At 47.1% G+C, this 16215-nt stretch carries 13 protein-coding genes; 1 reads left to right on the top strand and 12 read right to left on the bottom strand.

Features of this window, described 5'->3' with window-relative positions; genetic code table 11:
• Positions 1-7: 7 nt before the first annotated feature.
• From rnr to tsaE, 12 genes are all read right to left on the bottom strand, one after another.
• Positions 8-2488, bottom strand: a complete 2481-nt coding sequence (gene rnr / locus AC6I8Y_RS01475) for a ribonuclease R (protein ID WP_498020666.1) — start codon at positions 2486-2488, stop codon at positions 8-10.
• Positions 2489-2592: 104 nt separating this feature from the next.
• The gene (gene motX / locus AC6I8Y_RS01470) at positions 2593-3195 is read right to left on the bottom strand and encodes a flagellar protein MotX (protein ID WP_128650084.1); all 603 of its coding nucleotides are present in this window, start codon (positions 3193-3195) and stop codon (positions 2593-2595) included.
• A 282-nt stretch (positions 3196-3477) separates the two neighbouring features.
• Positions 3478-4794, bottom strand: a complete 1317-nt coding sequence (locus tag AC6I8Y_RS01465) for an adenylosuccinate synthase (RefSeq protein WP_394154780.1) — start codon at positions 4792-4794, stop codon at positions 3478-3480.
• A 134-nt stretch (positions 4795-4928) separates the two neighbouring features.
• On the bottom strand, positions 4929-5117 hold the full coding sequence (locus AC6I8Y_RS01460) for a DUF2065 domain-containing protein (RefSeq protein ID WP_042478945.1): 189 nt from the start codon (positions 5115-5117) through the stop codon (positions 4929-4931).
• A gap of 60 nt (positions 5118-5177) precedes the next feature.
• Positions 5178-6161 (bottom strand): protease modulator HflC, encoded by a 984-nt coding sequence (gene hflC, locus AC6I8Y_RS01455; protein ID WP_394154777.1) that lies wholly within the window; start codon positions 6159-6161, stop codon positions 5178-5180.
• A gap of 2 nt (positions 6162-6163) precedes the next feature.
• Positions 6164-7378 (bottom strand): FtsH protease activity modulator HflK, encoded by a 1215-nt coding sequence (gene hflK / locus AC6I8Y_RS01450; protein WP_394154775.1) that lies wholly within the window; start codon positions 7376-7378, stop codon positions 6164-6166.
• Between the two features lie 45 nt (positions 7379-7423).
• On the bottom strand, positions 7424-8713 hold the full coding sequence (gene hflX / locus AC6I8Y_RS01445; RefSeq protein ID WP_498020665.1) for a ribosome rescue GTPase HflX: 1290 nt from the start codon (positions 8711-8713) through the stop codon (positions 7424-7426).
• A gap of 44 nt (positions 8714-8757) precedes the next feature.
• A complete protein-coding gene (gene hfq, locus AC6I8Y_RS01440; protein WP_042478951.1) occupies positions 8758-9021 on the bottom strand; it encodes an RNA chaperone Hfq in 264 nt (87 codons plus the stop codon).
• Between the two features lie 188 nt (positions 9022-9209).
• Complete coding sequence (gene miaA, locus AC6I8Y_RS01435) at positions 9210-10157, bottom strand: tRNA (adenosine(37)-N6)-dimethylallyltransferase MiaA (RefSeq protein ID WP_498020664.1); 948 nt, start codon at positions 10155-10157, stop codon at positions 9210-9212.
• The gene (gene mutL / locus AC6I8Y_RS01430) at positions 10154-12172 is read right to left on the bottom strand and encodes a DNA mismatch repair endonuclease MutL (protein ID WP_498020663.1); all 2019 of its coding nucleotides are present in this window, start codon (positions 12170-12172) and stop codon (positions 10154-10156) included. Before mutL ends, miaA begins: the two co-directional genes overlap by 4 nt.
• A 33-nt stretch (positions 12173-12205) precedes the next feature.
• On the bottom strand, positions 12206-13897 hold the full coding sequence (locus AC6I8Y_RS01425) for a LysM peptidoglycan-binding domain-containing protein (protein WP_394154796.1): 1692 nt from the start codon (positions 13895-13897) through the stop codon (positions 12206-12208).
• A 20-nt stretch (positions 13898-13917) separates the two neighbouring features.
• Entirely contained in the window at positions 13918-14382 is a 465-nt protein-coding gene (gene tsaE / locus AC6I8Y_RS01420) for a tRNA (adenosine(37)-N6)-threonylcarbamoyltransferase complex ATPase subunit type 1 TsaE (protein ID WP_498020662.1), read from the bottom strand.
• A gap of 270 nt (positions 14383-14652) precedes the next feature.
• On the opposite strand from tsaE, the gene queG reads away from it, so the two are divergent.
• On the top strand, positions 14653-15780 hold the full coding sequence (gene queG, locus AC6I8Y_RS01415; RefSeq protein ID WP_394154794.1) for a tRNA epoxyqueuosine(34) reductase QueG: 1128 nt from the start codon (positions 14653-14655) through the stop codon (positions 15778-15780).
• Positions 15781-16215 lie beyond the last annotated feature (435 nt).

Raw genomic sequence — 16215 nt, 5'->3', positions numbered from 1 at the left:
GAATTCGTTATTTCTTCGCTTTACTACGAGCCTTATTTTGGCGCGCCTTGCTCTTGCGTGATTTGGTGGCTTTGGACTTCTTGCGCTTATGAGGAAGCACATCCTCTTCTTGTCCATCTGGGCGTTTGGTAGCTTCGACCATCGGCTTCGCTGCTTTAGGGCTGCGCTTGCCTCTTACCTCAGCGACACGCTGTTTCGCTTTGGCTTTTTTCTTTTCAGCTTCAGCCATGCGTTTTTTCGCCGTCTTTCCTTTGCCGCGTAGCTTACGACTTGTTTCGACTAATTCAAAGTCTATTTGCTTGTCATCTAGGTTAACCGACAGCACTTTCACTTTAACGGCATCGCCCAAACGGTATATCGCACCGAAGCTTTCACCGATAAGTCTTTGACCAATAGGGTCAAATTGATAGTAGTCGTTCGCCAGTGACGAAATATGCACTAGTCCATCGATGTGCAGCTCTGTTAAGCGCACGAAGAAGCCAAAACCCGTCACGTTGGCAATCACGCCATCAAGCACTTCACCTACGTGGTCTTGCATGTACTCACACTTGAGCCAATCGGCCACATCGCGGGTTGCATCATCGGCGCGACGTTCGGTCATGGAACACTGCTCACCGTAGTAATCCATATCGTCAAACGAGTAGTGGTAACCACCGGTTGGCGTCCAGCGGTCGTTATTGCGGCCTTCTTGCTTGGCAATGAGGTACTTGATTGCTCGGTGCAGCAGCAAATCTGGGTAACGACGAATAGGTGAGGTAAAGTGCGCATAGCGTTTTAGCGCTAGACCAAAGTGTCCGGCGTTATCCGCATTGTAGACTGCCTGCTTCATAGAACGCAGCAGCATGGTTTGAATCAGCTCTTTATCTTGGCGCTCACCAATCTTTTTAATCAGCTCAGCATAGTCGGTCGGTGATGGTTCAAGACCGCCAGATAGATCAAGACCTAACTCGCCAAGGAAATCCCTAAAACCTTGCAGTCTCTCTTCACCGGGAGTTTCGTGCACTCGGTATAGAGCTGGCTCCTTGGCTTTTTCTACCAAAGAAGCAGAAGCGATATTCGCCAGAATCATACACTCTTCAATGATCTTGTGTGCGTCATTGCGAACCACAGGTTCGATGCGGTCGATCTTACGCTCGGCATTGAAAATAAACTTAGTTTCAACCGTTTCAAACTCAATCGCACCACGGTTATCACGGGCACCCTTGAGCACTTTATACATGTTGTGCAGCTCATGAAGGTGAGGAACCACAGCGCTGTAGCGCTCACGAAGCTCTTCGTTACCCTCAAGAATGTCGCTCACCTTGTTGTAAGTCAGACGCGCATGGGAGTTCATCACCGCTTCATAGTGTTTGTAGCCTGAAAGCTTGCCTGTCTCAGAAATGGTCATTTCACACACCATACACAAGCGATCCACTTGTGGGTTGAGTGAACAAAGGCCATTAGAGAGCACCTCTGGAAGCATAGGCACGACCTGAGACGGGAAGTAAACCGAGTTACCGCGCACGATCGCTTCTTTGTCGAGTGGTGTATCTGGGCGAACGTAGTAGCTGACATCCGCAATGGCGACCCATAAACGCCAACCACCGCTTTTCTTACGCTCACAGTAAACCGCATCGTCGAAGTCTCGGGCGTCTTCACCATCGATTGTGACCAGAGGCAGGTCACGAAGATCGACGCGCCCTTCTTTGGCTTCTTCTGGAACAAACTCGCCAAACTGTTTGACCTGCTTGTCGACTTCTTCAGGCCATTCATGAGGAATTTGATGAGTGCGGATCGCGATTTGCGTCTCCATACCCGGCGCCATGTTCTCACCGAGCACTTCCACCACTTGTCCCATCATGCCACGAGAGCGGCTGCCGCGGTCGGTTACTTCAACCACCACCACATTACCCATACGAGCACCACCACGATGTTCATTTGGGATCAAGATGTCTTGGCTAATGCGAGAATCATCTGCAACCACGTAGGCGTAGCCGTATTCCATAAAGAAACGACCGACAACTTGGGTTTTTCGCTCTTCTAGAACGCGAACCAAACGACCTTCTTTTCGGCCACGCTTATCGGTACCCGATGGTTGAACCAATACGAAATCACCGTGTAGCAAGGTACGCATTTGATGATGTGGCAACAGCACATCATTGTCTTTATTCATGCTCCCTTCAGGTCGAACCCAGCCATGACCATCTTTATGGCCGATGACATAGCCTTTGATCATTTCTAGCTTGTCTGGGAGTGCATAACACTGACGTCGAGTAAACACCAACTGCCCATCGCGCTCCATTGCGCGCAGGCGACGGCGCAATCCTTCATACTGCTCTTCACCAGATAGACCCAATGCTTCGAACAGATCGTTTCTGTTCATGGGTACGTTAACACTTTCTAGGAAATCAGAGATGAACTCTCGGCTTGGGATGGGATTTTCGTAGTTCTCAGACTCTCTTGCTGCAAAAGGGTCGTCAACTTTTATATCGCTAGGCTTGTTCGACATAGTCTGACCTATATTTTAGGAGGGATAGGTCGATTATAACTGACGCAGCAGATAAGCTACAGAATTGCTTTACCTTTCTGCATCAGATTTAGTGGATTTAACGGCTACCAGAAGGTCGAACGACGCTTTGCTCGTGCAATGATGTTTTCCGGCATGCGCTGCTCAAGACCGCGCCTTAGCATAGAGATACGTTTGTGCTTACGACCGTCCGGTGTGACCGAGTTATAAAGCCAACGGTAAGCATCTTCATAATCAAGCGGGCTGCCGTAATCTCGCAGTAGCAGTTCAGCAAGTTGAATCCTCGCATCAATGTTGCCCATCGACGCTGCCTCACGGAAATACGGGATAGCTCGCTCTTTGTCTTGCTGAACAAAAGTGCCTTTTGAGTAGTAGCGACCAAGTTGTTCAAGGGCAACAGGCAAACCTTGATGAGCGGCGTTCTCCATATAATAAAGCCCAAGCTCAACATCTTGAGGAACACAAACGCCCCATGCCAGCATGTCCCCATAAAGAAACTCATAAGATGGCAGACTGATACGTGTGGCACGAGCCATGATGTCTTCGACAAGCTGACAATTATCTTCTTTCACGCGGGCTAGGTGTCGGTTCTCTTCAATCAAACCGATCAGCTCATCCTCGGAGTAAATCGGAATAGGCGCACCCACTTCTTTACTGTGCGCTGCTTTTACAGGGCCGAGTAGCGCCATGCAAACAAGTGCTGCCAGTTTGTGTCGCTTAATCACTAATCCTGCTCCTCATGCTTAGAAACTGCCTTCCACCAATAACTTGTCATTGGTCTCATTTTTATCGGCAGTCATCCGCCACGCTTTAGAAAAAACGGCAATATTTTGCCACTTTTCTTTCATCGAGTCGAAGCAACGTCAAATACTTGGCACAAGATCACACTAGGTGACTAAATAAAGGCCAAAACAGCAGGTACAAAAAAAGCCAGCGACATGTCGCTGGCTCTCAATACTTACAAGGCTAAATTAAGACTCAAATGGGTGAATCTTGATGATTGTCTCGTTACGGTCAGGACCAGTAGAGATGATGTCTACAGGCACACCGGTTAGGTCTTCGATACGCTTGATGTAATCTAGAGCGGCTTGAGGTAGCTGCTCGATAGAAGTTGCACCAAATGTCGTTTCAGACCAGCCTGGCATGGTTTCGTAGATAGGCGTTGCTTCTTCGAATGACTCAGCAGCCATTGGAGAAACTTCTAGGATAGAGCCATCTTTCATCTTGTAACCAGTACAGATTTTTAGCTCTTCTAGACCATCTAGTACGTCTAGCTTAGTTAGACAGAAACCAGAGATAGAGTTGATTTGGATAGCGCGGCGCATTGCCACTGCATCAAACCAACCTGTACGACGAAGACGACCAGTCGTTGCGCCGAACTCGTGACCAACTGTACCTAGGTGCTTACCGATTGGATCTTGCTTGTCTAGACCATCGTATAGCTCAGTTGGGAATGGACCCGAACCTACACGAGTACAGTAAGCTTTAGTGATACCAAGGATGTAACCGATGTGACGAGGACCGAAACCAGAACCTGCCGCAACACCACCTGCTGTCGTGTTAGAAGAAGTTACGTACGGGTATGTACCGTGGTCGATATCGAGTAGCGTACCTTGAGCACCTTCGAACATGATCTTATCGCCACGCTTGCGCGCCGCGTCAAGTTCGTCAGTTACGTCGATAACCATAGAAGTGAGTAGGTCAGCGTAACCCATGCACTGCTCTAGTACGTCTTCGTAGCTTACTGTTTCAGTCTTGTAGAAGTGCTCTAGTTGGAAGTTGTGGAACTCCATCACTTCTTTTAGCTTCTCAGCGAAGACTTCTTTGTCAAACAGGTCGCCAACACGTAGACCACGACGAGCAACTTTGTCTTCGTACGCAGGACCGATACCACGACCCGTTGTACCAATCGCTTTTTTACCACGAGCGATTTCACGCGCTTGGTCGATAGCGATGTGGTAAGGAAGAATTAGAGGACAAGCTTCAGAAACGAAAAGACGCTCACGAACTGGAATGCCGCGCTCTTCAAGAGGCTTCATTTCTTTAATTAATGCTTCAGGAGATAGAACAACACCGTTACCGATAATGCACTTGATGTTATCGCGAAGAATACCTGATGGAATCAAATGAAGAACGGTTTTTTCACCGTCAATGACTAGAGTGTGACCTGCATTGTGACCGCCTTGGTAGCGAACCACGTATTTTGCATCTTCAGTTAAAAGGTCTACGATTTTACCTTTACCTTCGTCACCCCATTGGGTGCCCAGAACGACTACGTTATTTCCCATCTTTCCAATCTGATTGCTAGTTAAAAAAGGATTCTAGCACCGAAATCACAATTATGCAGTCATTTTTTAAGCATAAAAATGTCACAAAAGGGGTAAGTCCCTGATGCTGAGTAATAAAAAGTCAAATATTCCGGTTAATTTAACAACATAAACGTGATCACTGCCCCTGCGACGACAAGGCAGCCACCGACTCTACGAATCTGCTCGTCTGGCTGCTGAGCAAGCTGCAACACCATATTACGCCACCCTTTTGGTGCCAATAACGGTCCCAGTCCCTCAACTATCAAAACCAAACCAAGTGCCACCCACAATGATTGAGACATGTTTTTTCTCCAAAAAGATAGGGCTCCCTGAGGAGCCCTATTATACAGTTTGTTAAAGTCTTATTTCGCCGCTGGTGCGCCGTTCATGTCATTCATGTAACGGAAGAACTCGCTCTTAGGATCCAGAACGAGGATATCGCTCTTGTCCGCAAAAGAGGTCTTGTACGCAGATAGCGAGCGTAAGAAGCTAAAGAACTCAGGATCTTTGCTGTAAGCATCAGAGTAGATAGCCGCAGCTTCTGCATCCGCGCCACCTCGTGTTACACGAGCTGTTCTGTCCGCTTCCGCTAGTAGTGTTGCCACTTCTAGTTCTGCTTGTGCACGAATAACTTCAGCCTTCTCACGACCTTGCGAACGGTGCTTACGAGCAACCGATTCACGCTCTGCACGCATACGACGGTAGATCGATTCACTGATTTCATCAGGTAGGTTGATTTTCTTGATACGGAAATCCACCACTCGAACCCCTAAGTCGGTCATTGCGCTTTCACGCGTATCTCTCAATACGTTGCTCATGACCTTGTCGCGCTCACCATCAATTTCTAGTGCTTGGCGTGCCGCTTCTGTTGTGACTTCTTCACTGTCCGCACTGTCTGGAAGTACATCGGTGTTACGAGGTCCAGAAACGATTTGCTTGATTTCACGCGAACCGATTTCAGAACGAAGTACGTCCGTCACCTTACGCTCTAGAAGCGCTTGCGCCGTTAGCGCGTCACCGCCACCTGTTGCTAGGTAGTACTGACGGAAATCTTCAATCTTCCATTTAACGTAGGTGTTAATGATTACGTCTTTTTTCTCAGACGTAACGAAGCGGTCACCGCGTCCATCCATTGTTTGAATACGCGCGTCTAGTGTTTTCACACGGTCAAACAGTGGCATTTTGAAATGCAGGCCCGGCTCGTAAATACGAGACACCTGATTATCATCAGAAAGAACACGACCAAATCGAATTACGATGCCACGCTCACCCTCAGGGATCACAAACAAGGACATCAGCATCAATGCTAAGGCAACGACTAATACTGGTATCATCAATTTACGCATTATTAGTATCTCCCTTGACGAGTCGAGTTATTACGAGACGTGTTGTCATTTGACGAAGTGCTGCTAGACGAAGGATCTAGTTGAATCTCTTCATAAGCCGACGTTTCTTTTGGCTTACGGGATTTCGATGTCCCTTCTTGGCCTGCTAACTTGTCAATTGGCAGATATAGCAAGTTGCCGCTAGATTCAGAGTCAATCAACACCTTAGACGTGTTCGAATACACCTCTTCCATTGTGTCGAGGTACAGACGGTTACGGGTTACTTCTGGAGCTGATTGGTATTCAGGTAGCAGTTTCTCGAACTGAGCTACTTGACCTAGCGCTTCGTTAGTAATGCGCTCAGAGTAACCTTGCGCTTCTTTCTTCAAACGCTCAGAACGACCTGTCGCTTTAGGAATGATTTCGTTTTTGTACGCTTCCGCTTCACGGATGAAACGCTCTTCATCCTCACGCGCTGCAATCGCGTCATCAAACGCATCTTTAACTTGCTCAGGCGGACGTGCCGACTGGAAGTTGACGTCTACGATAGAGAGACCCATGTCGTAGTTGTCAATGATGTCGTTCAATGTTTCCTGTGTGCTCTGACGGATTTGCTGACGACCACTGGTCAGAATACTATCCATTAGAGAATCACCAATTACTGCACGAAGCGCAGAGTCAGTTGCCTGGCTCAAGCTATCGTCAGCATTAGTGACCACAAACAGGTATTTATATGGGTCAGAAACGCGGTACTGAACGTCCATTGAGACACTTACTACGTTTTCATCTTTAGTCAGCATCGTTCCCGACGCTCTCAGAGAGCGAATCGCTTGAACGTTAACTGGTTCATATTCGTCGATAAAGCGAGGACGCCAGTTAAGACCAGGATCGACAATGCGATCGAACTTACCTAGACGGAGCACGACGCCGCGCTCACCTTCGCTAATGGTGTAGAAGCCAGAAAAGAACCAAATGACAACCGCGATCAACGCAATCACGCCGAAGCCAATTGCACTACCACCGCCGCCAATTGATGGGCCACCGCCACCACGCTTGCCAAACTTACCACCGATTTTTTGACTCAGCTTATTAAAGACTTCATCTAAATCAGGCGGTCCTTGATCACGACCACCGTTGTTACGGTCGCCTTGATTACGGTCTCCGCGATTGTTGTTCCCCCAAGGGTCCTTATCACGGCCGTTGTTTCCATTATTATTACCAGGCTCATTCCACGCCATTAGGAAGCTCCATCATTTAGTATGACGTTATACTGTAGCAGTCCTTTAAGTAACTATAAAGTCACCTAAAACTGCCCCTTCTCTTTTTTCAAGTCTAGACCAATCTACTTGTTGCATCCGAATATCAATCAACAAGTTACCTTCTGAATCATACTCTTCTCGTTGAATACAATTCATCTGAAAAAATGTACTACGAAAACGCCCCTGAAATTGCGGCGGAATTCTCAGTTGATACTGAACCATTTGGCTTGCTAAACGCTCGGTGAGCGCTTCAAACAACAGTTCGATGCCTTGCCCTTCCATGGCAGAGACCCAAACGGTTCTCGGAATACCTTCGTCGTCACGTTCTATACGTGGACGCTGGCCATCTAGATTATCTATCTTGTTCATTACTACTAGTGTTGGTACCTCATCGGCATCAATTTCTTCTAGCACGTCATGAACAGCTTGAATATTCTCACGAAAACGCTCATCACTGGCATCGACAACATGTAACAAAATGTCAGCTTCCTGCGTTTCTTGCAGTGTTGCCTTAAATGCCGCGACCAAATCATGCGGAAGATGGCGAATAAATCCTACCGTGTCCGCTAAAATTGCCGAACCAACGTCCGCCAATTCTATTTTTCTCAATGTGGGGTCTAGAGTTGCGAATAACTGGTCAGCTGCATACACCCCAGCTTCAGTAATGCGGTTAAACAAGGTTGACTTGCCCGCATTGGTATAACCCACGAGGGAAATAGTGGGAATTTCGGCTCTATTTCGGGCTCGTCTGCCTTGTTCACGCTGTTTGGCAACTTTCTCTAAGCGACGCAAGATCGCTTTGATGCGGTCACGCAGCAATCGGCGGTCAGTTTCAAGCTGAGTTTCACCGGGACCACGTAGACCGATACCACCTTTCTGCCTCTCAAGGTGCGTCCAACCACGGATCAATCTTGTTGAGATATGACGTAGCTGTGCTAGCTCAACCTGCAACTTACCCTCATGGGTACGTGCGCGCTGGGCAAAAATGTCGAGGATCAGACCAGTACGGTCCAACACTCGACATTTACACAGACTTTCTAGGTTACGCTCTTGGGCAGGAGAAAGGGCATGATTGAAGATCACGATATCAGCACCAGTCAATTGAACTGTTTGTGCAATTTCCTGAGCTTTACCTTCCCCAACATAATATTTGGGGTGAGGGGATTGTCTGCTACCCGTTACGGTCTGTAACACGTTAACACCTGCAGAAGAGACCAGCATTTCAAATTCGCTAAGATCTTCCCACTCACCTTCTTGCGTGAAGTTGATATGAACAAGTACAGCCTGTTCACCCGATTCGTAACGGTCAAACAAGCGACCAACTCCTATTTAAGTATCTGTTTTTATTTATCTGGGTATTAATCGTCAGATTTCTCTTGTTGACGGTCACCACCAGAACGCTCACCACTGTGATGGCTAACAGCACGTGCTGGTACTACCGTTGAAATCGCATGCTTGTAAACCATTTGGTTTACAGTATTTTTCAGAAGGATCACAAACTGATCAAACGATTCAATCTGGCCTTGAAGCTTGATGCCGTTTACAAGGTAGATCGAAACAGGAATACGCTCGCGACGTAGTGCATTTAGGAATGGGTCTTGAAGAGATTGCCCCTTAGCCATTTTTATTTTCCTTATATTAGTATTGTAGTTTTAATTATTTAGCTATTGGTGCACTGCAATTTGGTGCTGCCTTTGCATCTGAGCTAAACCAATGAAATACCCCTTAGTTTTATAATCATAGAACAACAATCGTCTTTGAAAACAAAACTCAGTTCCTTTTTGGGTATTTGTACGCAAAAGCGACCACATTATACACAGTTAATACCATCAGATGCTATGGCGTCTGTGAGAGTTTTCATTGAATCCTCAATGTGTTCGCTATCGAGCCAAACCAAATCATCCCAACTCCTTAACCAGGTGATTTGTCGCTTGGCCAATTGTCGAGTCGCACAGATTCCGCGGAAAATCGCGTCGTCTAACGTACTCTCTCCATCTAAGTATTCCCACATCTGTCTGTAGCCGACACAACGGATCGACGGCAGATCTGGGTGAAGATCTTCTCGAGCATATAACGCTTTGACTTCATCTTCAAAGCCTGCTTTTATCATTTTCTCGAAGCGCAATTCAATGCGTTTATGTAACAAAGCGCGATCTTTGGGCGCTACCGCAAATTGTTTGACGCGAAACGGCAAAGGCTCCCCTTTGGTTTCAGTCAATTCTGTCAGAGACTTACCTGAGATTCGATACACCTCAAGTGCGCGTGACAAACGCTGCGGATCGTTTGGATGAATCCTCTCTGCTGAGACAGGATCTATCTCTTTAAGTTCATTATGAAGTACTTGCCAGCCCTTTTCTTGCGCCTCTTTGTCGATTTGCGCTCGAATGTCTGGATTGGCAGCAGGTAACGGTGATAGTCCTTGAAGCAAGGCTTTGAAGTACAACATGGTCCCGCCAACCAATAACGGTATCTTGCCCTCAGCATGGATCTTGGCAATCTCATTTAATGCATCGCGGCGAAAATCAGCCGCTGAGTAGGCCTCTGATGGGTCCAATATATCGATAAGACGATGCGGCGCTAGCGCAAGCTCTTGGGCATCCGGCTTTGCGGTACCGATATCCATACCTTTGTAAATCAGCGCAGAATCGACGCTGATGATCTCCACAGGGTACTGCTGACGAAGACGAATCGCTAACTCCGTCTTACCAGAGGCAGTAGGACCCATTAAAAACAGAACGAGTGGTAATTGTTGATTCATGATGAAAACGCTGCAATTGTGGCCGTAAAATCGACAGGGCGGACAAATTTAGGGTCGCTCAAAGGTAGCTTACCGTAGTAAAGCTGCTCTAGATTACCGAGTATCTGAACAGACTCAGATAAAGTGTAGCTACTTTTCACTTGCAGCACTTTTTTGGTTAGCCAAAGACTCAAACGGCTCTTGCTAATGTCTTGCTGCTCAAGGGTCGCCAAGTATGACAGCATTTCATCAATTAACAATTGCAAATTTTGCTGACGAAGTGGCGACGGAACCCCCATCACCATAAGCGTCTGTTTGTTCCGAACCTTGATGTCGATACCAAACGCCAAAAGTAAGTCGACCTGAGCCTCTGCAAGCTCTCTTTGTTGATCCGTCACCTTAAGTGATAAAGGCACTAATAGAGGCTGCATCTTCAGGGGCTCAGCTTTCGGATCAAGCTGGGCAAATAATCGATAAAACTCGGCACGGCGAAGAGAAACTAGGGCACAACAAGGCTCTGCTTTCACTAACACGTATGTGGGATCAGCCATAGCAATTGCTTTACCAACGCGCTCTATCACAACGTCATTGATCGCATCGTCACGCTCTACCGCTTGCTCCATGTCATTATCGGTCACAGGCGCTGGAAGATCTGGCGTTTGCATCAACTCTTGATAGACACGCACCTCTTCTGCGCTCGGGGCCTTTTCCGGCACTCGCGCTCCAGCCTTCGTACTATTTCGTTGTGGTGTTGAACTTGACGTCCACTCATTGAGAGGGTTCGCCTCTGCCACTCCCTCGTCTATGCGATGTGATTTTGAAGAATAGTCGCTGTCGCGGTTAGGCTGATAATCTGATCGCCCAGGATAAGCGGGAATACTCTCTACTGCCTGAATCAGTGATTCAGACACAGTGTGTGTGTCACTATTTTCTGGGCGATTAGCATCGGTTGCATTATCAAGCTCTGAGGCAGCGGGTTTTGCCTCCGCCTCAAAATGATTAAATGCTGAGGTTGATGCTGCCGGCGCTTCAATGGACTTCGCTTGTACTAAGGCATCACTAAGCGCTTGATAGATAAAGTCGTGTACCAACCTTGCCTGATGGAAGCGCACTTCGTGCTTTGCAGGGTGTACATTGACATCGACCTGATGCGGGTCAATCTCAATGAACAACACATACGCGGCATACTGCTCAGGCGCTAAACTGGTTTCGTAGCTCTGGCGAATAGCATGGTTGATGAGTTTATCTTTCATCATGCGCCCATTCACATAGCAATATTGAAGATCGCTTTGAGCCCTAGCCCCTTCCGGGGTGGTGATCCAACCATGAAGCTTTAGGTCATTGTGCTCTAACTCGATTTTCAACATGTGACGAACAAATGGTGCACCACAAACGGCCGCAATTCGCTTCTCCATTTGCGCATCATTTTTCGCAGCACGATATTGCCTAATGAGCTTGCCGTTATGCTTTAAATTGATAGAGACATCGAAGCGGCTCAACGCAATTCGCTTTAGTAGCTCATCGATATGGTTGAACTCGGTTTTTTCTGTACGAAGAAACTTGCGACGCGCCGGAGTATTAAAAAACAGATCCAGCACTTCAAGTGTGGTACCAATCGGGTGGGCGGCAGGTTTTAGCTTCACCGCCATATCACGACCTTCGGCGTAGGCGCTCCATGCCTGCTCTTGAGTCGCAGGGCGAGAAGTCAGAGTGAGCCGTGCCACCGAGCTGATACTTGCTAAAGCCTCGCCGCGAAAGCCGAGACTCATAATAGCTTCAAGATCATCGAGAGTATGGATTTTCGAGGTGGCATGTCGACTGAGCGCCAACTGAAGCTCGTCTTTTGGGATACCTTTACCGTTATCCCGGACTCGAATCAGCTTGGCGCCGCCTTTTTCAATGTCGATATCGATTCGGGTCGCACCAGAGTCTAGGCTATTCTCGACCAGCTCTTTGACTACCGAGGCTGGCCTTTCAACCACCTCACCTGCTGCGATTTGGTTTGCCAGTCGAGCAGGTAGAATCTTTATCGTCACTCTGTTTCTCCGAACGAATCTGTCTAAGTGAAATTACTTATGCGGAATCAACAACACTTGCCCAACAGCGAGCGAGTCTGAACGCAACTTATTGGCATCGCGGATGCTCTTAACGCTCACCCCGTATTGCGACGCTATCTTGCCGAGATACTCTCCGCGCTTCACTGTGTGTTTGCGAAGTGGGAGATCCTTGAGGCTGACAGTGATCTTGAGCTTTTGACCCAACTTAAGCACGTCAGATTTTAAGTTGTTCTCACGCTTAATGTCCGCGACCGACACTTTGTACTTGTTGGCAACCTTACCAAGATAATCCCCCTTGACCACGGTATGAGTCACGGTCTTGGTTTCCACAGTATTCACTTTATTACTGACTTTGACAGGCGCGCTGCTGCCAGGAATTACCAGGGTTTGACCAACCGCTAATGACGTACTCTTAAGGTTATTCGCACTCTTAATTGCCGATACCGAAGAGCCATACTTCTGAGCGATCACTGATAGAGACTCGCCACGCTTCACTGTGTGCTTGCGCTGTTGTCCACGATTAGCGAACAAAGTACCTTCAGGCGGATTTGCTTCAAAATATTGAACAATCGCTTTTGCCAATGCACGTGCGAGTTTGTCTTGGTGGCTGCGAGTGGTCAGAAGACGCTCTTCAGCCGGATTAGAAATAAAGCCTGTTTCAACCAGTACTGATGGAATATCCGGCGACTTCAATACCGCAAGACTGGCATTGACTGGTTCTTTCTTGTGTAAGTGTGCTACTTTACCCATCTCTCGCAGTATCTTGGTCGCCACCTTATAGCCCTCTTTCTGAGAGTGGCTAAACTGAAGATCGAGTAGAGTTTGGCTAACATTTCTATCGTTGGTGTTCTTGGCGAGCACTTCCCCTGCACCGCCCAGAAGCTCTGATTGTTGCTCATGGTTTTCTACCCAACGAGCAATCTCTGTATTTGCTCGGCGAGTATTGAGAACAAACACCGACGCTCCGCGAGGCTGAGGCGTTCTAAATGCATCGGCGTGAACCGACACCAGTAAGTGAGCACCATTTTTACGAGCAATCTCAGAGCGTTTGTTGAGGTTTACGAAATAATCTCCGCGGCGCGTAAGCACGGCCTTCATCCCAGGGATCGCGTCAATTTGTGCGGCCAGCTTCTTAGACACGCTCAAGGTGACATGCTTTTCGTATTTCTTCGTTGGACCAATTGAGCCTGGGTCCTCACCGCCATGGCCTGCATCAATGGCAACAACAATGTCGGCATTGCCACGCAATTGCGACGCATCACGGCTCACTTCGGTTTTACTGCTTGGTGTGCTGACAGCAGGTTGGCTGGTCGCCTTCCCGTGAGGTAAATCAATCACCAATCGGTGGCCATACTGACCACCCGGCGTCGGGTTTAGCTTAAATATCTGTGGCGTCGAAGACTTCTTTAACTCAAAGACCAGCCTGTAGGTTCCCTTATTAGGCGGAGAACTTTTGCGAATTTTGCTAAGGACAGGGCTATCCGATACCCCTATCGGCAGCTTGGTATTGAGTGAGGTGTTTTTTAAATCAACCACGATTCGAGAAGGCCCCGTCAACGAGAAGTAGCTGTAATCCGCTTCAGACTTGAGGTCGATAACGACTCGAGTCTCGTCTGGAGATGGCCAAACACGAATACCCTCTAATGCATTTGCAAGAGTGACGGCAGGAAACAGTAAGCATAACGGCAGCATGACTTTCATCATGCTGCTAAGAAAACGACTGATCAATGTAACTCCAACTGACTAATTAACTCTCTTCCATAATCGCTATTTGCCGTGAAGGCGATCTCTCTCGCTTCTCCTACATAACGGATTTCGATATCCAGATCAGCAGAAGGCAAAATACCCTGGCCTTTCTCTGGCCATTCGACCAGACAAATGGCATCGTCTGAGAAGTAATCACGGATGCCCATAAATTCCAGCTCTTCGGGATCCGCGAGACGATAAAGGTCAAAGTGGTAGACATTCCAACCATCAAGCTCATAGGGCTCAACTAACGTATAGGTTGGGCTTTTCACATTACCTTTGTGACCTAAGCTTTGAATAAAGCCACGACTGAATGTGGTTTTCCCCGCACCAAGGTCACCGTGCAAATAGATCGTTGTCTGTTTTGAACAGAGATTAGCCAGTTTAGTTCCAATTAAAATGGTTTCTGATTCATTAGCTAAGGAAAATTTTTTAGTACTCATCACATTTTTCTCTGAGTGGTGCCTTTGAGAGCCGAAATAGTAAACTGTGTCGCTTTTCACAGACAAGTGATCTTCTGTAAGTAATCAGAAAATTTACCATTATTTTCAATTTAACCCTACTGTGAAAGTACAAAATAGTCGCCGAAAGTTTGTACAAGGCAATAAAGCACCGAGCAATCCACAATGGATCATTGCTTTTTTGCCGCTCATACTTGGGTAGCATTGGTTTTGAGTATAGAATACGCGTCCTTTTCTACTTGGGTAATCGTGATGGACTTAAACAAGCTGGCTAGCGACATTAAAGTTTGGGCACAGGAACTCGGATTTCAAAAAGCCGGTATCAGCGATATCGACCTTCGAGATCAGGAGACTGTACTCAAAAGTTGGTTAGAAGCGGGCTATCACGGTGATATGGCTTGGATGGAAACGCATCAAGATCTGCGAATCCATCCTGACAAACTACATCCCAACACGTGCAGAATCATCAGCGTTCGCATGGATTACCTACCAGAGGATGCAGGCTTCGCTACTAACCTAGAAGACAAACATTCGGGTTATATCAGTCGCTACGCGCTTGGGCGTGACTATCACAAGCTTATCCGCAACAAACTTAAGAAACTTGGTCAACGTATCGAGCAAGAGGTCTCTGAACTGGGCTATCGACCATTTGTCGACTCGGCACCTGTCCTCGAACGACCGATTGCTGAAAAAGCAGGATTAGGTTGGACAGGAAAACACTCCCTATTACTCGATAAAGACGCGGGTTCTTGGTTCTTTCTTGGTGAGCTGTTTATAGACCTGCCGCTACCAGTAGATGCGCCTGTCGAGAATCAATGCGGTAAATGCTCTGCCTGTGTGACATCATGCCCCACCAACGCCATTCTTGATAATGGTGTCATTGATGCGAGGCGCTGTATTTCTTACCTAACTATCGAATATAAAGGCGTGATTCCTGAATCATTGCGCTCTGCAATGGGCAACCGTATCTATGGCTGTGATGATTGCCAACTTGTTTGTCCTTGGAACCGCTTTGCCGATCTGGGTCAGCAATCAGACTTTCAAAGACGCCCTGCTTTTAATGACACCGACCTTGCCACTCTACTTACATGGGATGAAGCCACGTTTCTAAAATATATGGAAGGCTCAGCGATTCGAAGAATTGGTCATGAGCAGTGGCAGAGAAACCTCATCATAGCGATAGGCAACGCCCCTTATTCTGAGCGATATATTGAGGCACTAGCATCGATTCAAGGTCAATCAGAGCTTCTTGATGAACATATTGTGTGGGCGCGCAAGCAACTACTCGATCAACTGCCTGGTTCAGTCGACTCCCAACTCGCGACGAAAAACCAACGATTGATTCGTATCGTGAGAAAGGGATTGCCCCGCGACGCCTAGCCGCCAATGGCTGCAAAAAAATCAAATTAATTTTCTTGACTAACATCCCAAAATTCGATTTGTGGAAAAACTACATTTTCATCGACAGTTAGTCGTTGAGAAATCAGGTTAAACACAGATTCAATATATGACCAGGATCAAAAAAACGTCACTTGCTGATCATTTTGCTGTCAAGTAAAAAGTAAAAACAAAATGACATATTCAATTAAAAACAATCACTTACATGTGTAAATTTGATTTTCTATAACACCACTGTCATGTAAAGATCTTTCAAGTTTCACTATTTAAACAGTCTCAAAAACAATTTATCAACTAACTTATCCACAGAATAATAATGTGGATAACTCTGTTAATTTAAGTGTAACTGACCTGCAGCTAAGGCAATTGCCTACTGCGATGGCGGTGTGTAGAAAATAGAATACACAGCAAATATTT

This window comes from Vibrio sp. KUL78 (assembly GCF_059725505.1).
Note: the sequence above shows the minus strand (reverse complement) of the source record. Positions and strands in the feature narration are given on the sequence as shown.

Bases quoted from the DNA above. Each gene is read 5' to 3' on its own strand.
- rnr (WP_498020666.1), bottom strand. From the start codon at position 2,488: ATGTCGAACAAGCCTAGCGATATAAAAGTTGACGACCCTTTTGCAGCA.
- motX (WP_128650084.1), bottom strand. From the start codon at position 3,195: ATGGCGCTACTCGGCCCTGTAAAAGCAGCGCACAGTAAAGAAGTGGGT.
- AC6I8Y_RS01465 (WP_394154780.1), bottom strand. From the start codon at position 4,794: ATGGGAAATAACGTAGTCGTTCTGGGCACCCAATGGGGTGACGAAGGT.
- AC6I8Y_RS01460 (WP_042478945.1), bottom strand. From the start codon at position 5,117: ATGTCTCAATCATTGTGGGTGGCACTTGGTTTGGTTTTGATAGTTGAG.
- hflC (WP_394154777.1), bottom strand. From the start codon at position 6,161: ATGCGTAAATTGATGATACCAGTATTAGTCGTTGCCTTAGCATTGATG.
- hflK (WP_394154775.1), bottom strand. From the start codon at position 7,378: ATGGCGTGGAATGAGCCTGGTAATAATAATGGAAACAACGGCCGTGAT.
- hfq (WP_042478951.1), bottom strand. From the start codon at position 9,021: ATGGCTAAGGGGCAATCTCTTCAAGACCCATTCCTAAATGCACTACGT.
- miaA (WP_498020664.1), bottom strand. From the start codon at position 10,157: ATGAATCAACAATTACCACTCGTTCTGTTTTTAATGGGTCCTACTGCC.
- AC6I8Y_RS01425 (WP_394154796.1), bottom strand. From the start codon at position 13,897: ATGATGAAAGTCATGCTGCCGTTATGCTTACTGTTTCCTGCCGTCACT.
- tsaE (WP_498020662.1), bottom strand. From the start codon at position 14,382: ATGAGTACTAAAAAATTTTCCTTAGCTAATGAATCAGAAACCATTTTA.
- queG (WP_394154794.1), top strand. From the start codon at position 14,653: ATGGACTTAAACAAGCTGGCTAGCGACATTAAAGTTTGGGCACAGGAA.